At 48.3% G+C, this 6,578-nt stretch carries 7 protein-coding genes; all 7 read left to right on the top strand.

Annotation, left to right across the window (positions count from 1 at the left end; genetic code table 11):
* Positions 1 to 529, top strand: a 529-nt coding sequence (gene cas8b / locus ABDK92_10835; protein ID MEN3187098.1) for a type I-B CRISPR-associated protein Cas8b/Csh1, incomplete at its 5' end; no start/stop codon positions are given.
* On the top strand, positions 526 to 1,509 hold the full coding sequence (gene cas7b, locus ABDK92_10830; protein MEN3187097.1) for a type I-B CRISPR-associated protein Cas7/Csh2: 984 nt from the start codon (positions 526 to 528) through the stop codon (positions 1,507 to 1,509). The genes cas8b and cas7b, both read left to right, overlap by 4 nt.
* The gene (cas5, locus tag ABDK92_10825) at positions 1,490 to 2,245 is read left to right on the top strand and encodes a CRISPR-associated protein Cas5 (protein ID MEN3187096.1); all 756 of its coding nucleotides are present in this window, start codon (positions 1,490 to 1,492) and stop codon (positions 2,243 to 2,245) included. Before cas7b ends, cas5 begins: the two co-directional genes overlap by 20 nt.
* 2 nt (positions 2,246 to 2,247) lie before the next feature.
* Complete coding sequence (gene cas3, locus ABDK92_10820) at positions 2,248 to 4,620, top strand: CRISPR-associated helicase Cas3' (GenBank protein ID MEN3187095.1); 2,373 nt, start codon at positions 2,248 to 2,250, stop codon at positions 4,618 to 4,620.
* Positions 4,621 to 4,624: 4 nt separating this feature from the next.
* Complete coding sequence (gene cas4, locus ABDK92_10815) at positions 4,625 to 5,122, top strand: CRISPR-associated protein Cas4 (protein ID MEN3187094.1); 498 nt, start codon at positions 4,625 to 4,627, stop codon at positions 5,120 to 5,122.
* On the top strand, positions 5,119 to 6,114 hold the full coding sequence (cas1b, locus tag ABDK92_10810; protein MEN3187093.1) for a type I-B CRISPR-associated endonuclease Cas1b: 996 nt from the start codon (positions 5,119 to 5,121) through the stop codon (positions 6,112 to 6,114). Before cas4 ends, cas1b begins: the two co-directional genes overlap by 4 nt.
* A 17-nt stretch (positions 6,115 to 6,131) precedes the next feature.
* Entirely contained in the window at positions 6,132 to 6,395 is a 264-nt protein-coding gene (cas2, locus tag ABDK92_10805) for a CRISPR-associated endonuclease Cas2 (protein ID MEN3187092.1), read from the top strand.
* Positions 6,396 to 6,578 lie beyond the last annotated feature (183 nt).

The raw sequence follows: 6,578 nt of genomic DNA, 5'->3' as shown, positions 1-6,578 counted from the left end.
CGTCAAACCGGGAAGTAATCCCGGGGGGAGATTGGTGCAGGGCATAGTGCGGACCCAGTTCATGCTGAAGGTTTTTGAGAAACTATCATTGATAGAGAGGAGTGAAGGAATGGTGGCGATTGAATCAGGCGTCTTACCGGAGGATGTGGAGCAGTACATGAGGCGGATGGGCTATTCGGAGGAAGAAGCAGCCTTATTTCTTCTGGGGTATCTCATTGGAGAAATCGGGGCACAACAGGTGCAAGGAGGTGATTCAGACAAAAAACCCATCCTCAACAAGGTTAATTTTAACGGGATGAGTGCGAAAAAAATCATAACGCTCTCCAGTGAAGTCTTTGAGAAACTTGACCAGTACCGGATTCGGCGGTACCACGAGAAAACCTTTGCGGTGATGAAGGGCCTCATGGATGCTCACATTCGAGATTGGCATCTTTCGGAGGCCGAGAACGTGTACTATCTACTCTCCGGGTATGCCTTCTGCACCTACAAGATGGTAACCTGGAAGAAAGGAAAGGAGGAAGGAGAATGACGCTCTACAACCGGAATTCGGAAATTCTTTTGCTCTATGACGCCAAAATGACCAATCCCAATGGGGATCCTGATGATGAGAATAAGCCCCGTATGGATTACGAGAGAGAGGTGAATTTGGTTAGTGATGTCCGCTTGAAACGGTACATTCGGGACTACTTAGAGAGTAAAGGGTACGAAATCTTTGTCGCCAAGGTGGACGGTCAGGTGGTGGACGCCACAGAACGGTTAAAAATCCTCCTGGGTAAGGAGAAATTATCAGCCCTCTCGGGGAACGATGTTGCGACCATCCTCGAAAGACTGGTCGACGTGCGTTTTTTTGGGGCGACGATGCCCATCAAAGCTCAAGAAGAGGGGGGACGAGGAGCGAGTTCTACCTTCACCGGACCGGTGCAGTTTAACTGGGGATACTCTTTGAATAAGGTGGAAATGGTCCGCTCAAGTTCCATCAGTTCTACGTTTGCCGGACGAGCTGGGGAGGGGAAAGGAGAGTACGGTACCTTTGGCAAAGACTGGAGGCTCTACTACTCGTTGATTGCCTTCTACGGGATTGTAAGCGGGTACCGGGCGCAGTATACCCATTTTACCTTTGAGGATGTCAAGCTTCTTGACGAAGCCCTTTGGAATGCCATTCCGGTGATGGCTTCCACCCGAAGCAAAGTCGGACAAAAGCCGCGTCTTCTTTTGCGGGTAGAGTATCGCGATGTGTACACGTTCCTGGGAGATTTTCGGGGGAAAATTGTGCTCAGTTCCCAGGAGGGATTGCGGGATGTCGCTGACTTCGATGTTGATTGTTCTTTGCTGGTGCAATTTTTGGCCCAGAATCGCGAAAAGGTTGAACGGGTTTTGGTTCTTCAAGATCCCGAATTCAAGGTCAGGGATGGTTTGTTGCGCGAAGCCCTTCACAGTGCTCTTGGTGACGGTGTGAAGATATACTCGTCGTTTGAGGCGGATGATTTGTATGGAAGTTCTGGTATTTGACCTTTCCGGGAAGATGGCCCATTTCCGGCAGTACTACACCAATTCTTCCTCGCTGTCATACTTTTTCCCTCCCCGTACCGTGGTCACCGGTATGGTGGCGGGGATGATGGGACTGTTACGGGACTCGTACTATGACCTTTTTACCGAAGAGGTATCGAGGGTGGCACTCTCCATTCGCTCGTCATTGCGCAAGCGCATTCAAACCGTCAACTATGTCTGGGCGGAACGTCTTTCGCAGGTGAACTTGAGCACCGGTAAGCACACTCAGATACCCGTGGAGTTTGTGCTTCCCTTTGACTATCGAGATTGCCTTGTCTATCGGGTTTTTCTCTGGCATAAGGATAAGGCTCAATTCGCCAGAATAGGCGAAATACTCAGCGAGGAGCGAGTGCACTTTCCCCCTTACTTTGGTATCAGTGAATGTTTAGCCCACATGCACTTTGTGGGGTGGGGAGAAGTGGAACAAGAGGAGTTCGATGGAGACATGGAAGTGAGTTCGGTGGTGGGTGTAGAGTACCTGAAAAAAACCCAGTGTACTCTCGGTCTTCAAGAAGGAGGACTCTACGTCAAGGAGCTCATGCCCTTTTCTTTCAATGCCGAGCGGCGTTTTCACCAGCCACCCCGGGAATTTGTGGGGGAAGTCAAAACGGGAAAAATCCTTTTACGAGGGAAAGGAAGCGTGTATCGGGTACGCATTGCTGGGTTGACTGAGCGAATTGTGTTCATGGAGGACTGAGCGTGTACTACTCCCATCATGGAATTCCTTTAAGGTTCCATCTCCAAGAAGTGGGAAGGCGATGTCGAGTGTTTTTCTTTTTCAATCTGGAGGAAAACCTGGAGAGTGCAGCCTACCTGGTGGGTCTAACCCACGATTTTGGAAAGTACACCACCTACTTTCAGGATCGGTTATTCGAAAAGAAGGATTGGGGGAAGCTCTCTGATCATGCTTTTCTTTCGGCGCTCTATGGGGCCATGGCGGTGGAGCGGTCAAAAGCAATACAAAAGGAGGGAGGAGTCAGTGCATTTTTACCTCTTGTTTCCTTTCTGGTGATTGTGCACCATCATATGGATTTGCGGTCGCTGGAGTATGTTGAAGAACGCCTTCGCGAGGAGAGCGAGTACCGGGAGATTGTCCAAAAGCAAATTGCTAATCTGCAGGAGCATGCCAGCGAAATCGCCCAAGATCTGGTGGACCTTCATCTTCCACCGGTTGAGGAGTTCAGCGCAAACGTTGAGAAACTCATGTTCCGTCTGCGAAAAGCCAAGTATCAATTCGAAAATCAACTCGACCAACAAGAGAAAGCCCGAATGGCTCTTTTGCTGATGAGTCTCTTTTCTGCCCTCATTGATGCCGATAAGCGCTCAGCCGCAGGGTTGGAAGACGTAACACGAAGGTCGCTACCCTCGTGGTTAGTGGAACAGTACAAAAAGGAAAAACTCCGCAGGGATGCTGGTTCGATTGACGAACTTCGGGAGGAAATTTTTCAGCGGGTTGTCGGCCAGGTTGAAAAACTCGACCTCCGTAAGGACCGCCTTTTGACCCTCACTGCTCCCACTGGTTCGGGGAAGACACTGACCAGTTTTGCCCTGGCGCTCAAGTTACGGGAACGAATTGAAAAGGAGTTCCACTACCATCCCCGAATCGTGTACGCCCTCCCGTTTATCTCCATCATTGACCAGAATTTTAGTATCCTCAACGAAGTTTTAGCTCAGCTTGAAGACTTTGAGGGGAATAGCTCAGCCTATATTCTGGGACACCATCACCTTTCAGATTTACGCTACGAAGAAGGGTATGAGGAAAAAGAGTTCGATGTCGCCCTCTCTCTCATTGAGTCTTGGGAGGCTGAAGTTATTGTGACCACCTTTGTGCAATTACTCCATTCGGTGGTGGGGTTTAAGAACCGGTTTTTACGTAAATACCATAACCTTGCCCGGAGTATCATCATCCTCGATGAGGTGCAGAATGTTCCGGCGGAGTACTGGCCCCTCTTGCGCTGGGTTTTTGTACTGATGGCCAAATATCTGGGGTGTTTCATTGTCCTTTCCACCGCCACCAAACCATTCATTTTTGAGGGAGAAGAAGCTCGAGAACTTTTGGAAGAGAAAGAAACCTATTTTCGTTCCCTGAGCCGGGTCATTTTATACCCTCGTCTCAAGAAGTCCCAAAATGTGGAAGATTTTGTGCAATGGTTTGTTCATGACTTCTACGCCCCTTCCAAATCGTATCTTTTGGTGCTCAACACCATTTCTTCCTCTCTTGAGGTCTATGAGGGCCTCAAGCGGTATGGTATTCCTGGGCTATATTACCTTTCGGCCAACCTTGTTTCTGTGGACAAGCTGAATCGAATTCGCAAGGTCAAAGAAGCGTTAGCGAGTGGTCAAAAACCGGTTCTTGTTTCTACTCAAGTGGTTGAAGCTGGAGTGGACCTTGATTTTGACTGTGCGATGAGGGATGTTGGACCTCTTGATTCCATCATTCAGGTCGCCGGTCGCTGTAATCGTCACTTTCGCAAAGGGATTGACGGTGGGGAGGTTTGGGTAGTTTCCCTCAAGGACGAACGGGGCCAGAGGTATGCTTCGTACGTGTACTCGAATCTCCTCCCCAGCGTTACCGACCAGATTCTCCGGGAGATTTCCGAAGTCCGTGAAGAGGGGTTTCTTGCCCTGGCTGAGCGCTATTTCGCGCAGGTCAGGGAGTGGAAATCGTTTGACCAATCCGAAGGTATTTACCGGGCGCTTCTCTCCTTGCGATTTTATGAAGAGCACGAAGTGTCCGTAGCGTGTTTTCGTCTCATTGAGGAGGAGGGAACCATTTATCCAGTGTTTATCGAAAAGGATGAAGAAGCCCAGAGAGTGTGGCAGCGCTTTCGGGAAATCACCAATCACCAAACCCTAAAACCCTGGGAGAAAAAAAGGGAATTGCTTAAAATTCGCAGGAGTTTCGAAGCGTATTTGGTTAACGTTCGGGTAAGTCCCAAAGATACGGCCCTTTTCAGTATCATGTTTTCGAAAAGCCTGGGGTACGTTCCTCGAGAACGGGTTCACGAGTTTTATGACCCTGAAACCGGGTTCCGAAAGGGTGGGACCGGGTCGTATGCCATCGTGATATAGAACCATGGCGCAGTCGGTGAATGGAACGCTGATTGCCAGTTACTATGCCTGTCGAAGGGAGCTCTGGTATATGGCTCACGAAATAACTCCAGAACAGGACCATCCCTTTCTGGAACTGGGACGCCTGGTGGAAGAAGAGCATTACCACGATGAAGAAAAGGGATTTTTCCTCGGTGATATTCGCATCGACCTGGTGCGCCGTGAAGAGGGAGTTTTGGTGGTAGGAGAGATTAAAAAGTCAATCCGGTCAAAGCGAAGCGGCATCATGCAACTGTACTACTACCTCTTTTCTTTGAAGGAACAAGGAGTTGAAGCCCGAGGCGAGGTGCTTTTCCCTCGGGAACGGAAAAAGATCACCCTGGTGTTAAACGAAGTCATTATCGAGGAACTCCAGAGAGCCATACGGGAAATCGAACAAATCGTCGTTCAGGAAACACCTCCCCAGCGGGAGAAAAAACCACTCTGTGCTCCTTGTGCCTTTCGCGACTTCTGTTGGGCATGAGCGAGAGTATTTACATTTTTTCTCACGGTACATTGAAACGAAAACAGAATACCCTCTTTTTCGAAACTCAGGACGGTACCCAGCGTTATCTGCCGATAGAGGGGGTACGGGACCTTCACCTTTTTGGGGAGGTGACACTCAATAAAGAGGTGCTGGAGTTTCTTTCTCGGCAATCGGTGCTTCTCTACTTTTATAACCACTATGGGTACTATGTGGGAGGTTTCTATCCCCGGGAACACTATAACTCTGGTTGTCTTGTCCTCAAACAGGCTGAACACTACCTTAAAGAGGAGAAACGAGTTTTCATAGCTCGACAGTTTGTTCGGGGAGCAATCCAGAACGCTCAAAAAGTCCTGGAATACTATTCCCGCCGAAATAGTGCTGTGGATGATGCCATCGTGCAAATGGAAAGTCTACTCCGGAACGTAGCTGACCAAAAAACCGTTGAAGAACTCATGGCCCTGGAAGGAAATATGAGGGAAGTCTACTATCAGTCTTTTGATGCGATTCTTGAAAACCAGGACTTCCAGATGGAAAAGCGAACCAAAAGGCCACCAAGAAATCGGCTTAATGCTTTAATTAGCTTTGGGAATTCTTTACTCTATACAGCTATTCTTTCGGAAATTTACCAGACCCATCTTGACCCGCGTATTGGTTTCCTCCATGCGACCAATTTCCGCAGGTTTTCGCTCAACCTGGATGTGGCTGAAATCTTTAAACCAATCATTGTAGAACGGGTTATTTTTGCTCTGATTAACAAACACACGCTCAGCGCGAAGGATTTTTCTGAATACCTGGGAGGTCTGTATCTTGGCGAAAAAGGTCGTAAAATCTTTATCGAAAAATTTGAGGAAAAAATGAAGAGCACCGTCTGTTACAAAAAAATTGGTCGCGAAGTTTCGTATCGTCGACTCATCCGCCTTGAGCTCTATAAATTGGAGAAACACCTCCTGGGCGAAGAGGAATACGAACCTCTCGTTTCAGAGTGGTGAATCATCGGTAGCCCTCGGTGTATGTGGTAATGGTGTACGACGTCGAAGAAAAGCGAGTTGGTAAAATCTTGAAAATAGGGAGGAAGTACCTTACCTGGGTACAGAACTCTGTTTTAGAAGGCGAGCTTACCGAAGCGCAGTTTGAAAGGTTAAAATCGGAATTAAAACGTTGCATGAATGAGGAAAAAGACTCCTTCATTTTCTACATCTTTCGAACGACTAAATACTCTGAAAGACAGATGCTGGGTGTCCAGAAAGGTCAGCAAGGACATTTTATATAGTTTTTTCAGACGGTGACTCTTCTCACAATATCCTGCGTCTTCCTGCAAAACCCCTGTCATTCCTGCATGGATCCCCCCTTGTCAAATGAGGTACCCACGTCCTTTTTTTCAAAACCTCGTCACGTGCGCAGGAATTGAGGGGGATTCCTCCTTTCTACCATTCCCACATGAAAACCTTTGTCA

The organism is Atribacterota bacterium, from assembly GCA_039638595.1.
Lineage (GTDB): Bacteria > Atribacterota > Atribacteria > Atribacterales > Caldatribacteriaceae > Profundicultor > Profundicultor thermophilus.
The sequence above is the reverse complement of the archived record's forward strand: the minus strand, read 5'-3'. Positions and strand labels throughout refer to the sequence as shown.

What these genes read in the sequence shown, in the direction of transcription:
- cas5 (MEN3187096.1), top strand. Translation starts at nt 1,490, where the DNA reads ATGGAAGTTCTGGTATTTGACCTTTCCGGGAAGATGGCCCATTTCCGG.
- cas4 (MEN3187094.1), top strand. Translation starts at nt 4,625, where the DNA reads ATGGCGCAGTCGGTGAATGGAACGCTGATTGCCAGTTACTATGCCTGT.
- cas7b (MEN3187097.1), top strand. Translation starts at nt 526, where the DNA reads ATGACGCTCTACAACCGGAATTCGGAAATTCTTTTGCTCTATGACGCC.
- cas1b (MEN3187093.1), top strand. Translation starts at nt 5,119, where the DNA reads ATGAGCGAGAGTATTTACATTTTTTCTCACGGTACATTGAAACGAAAA.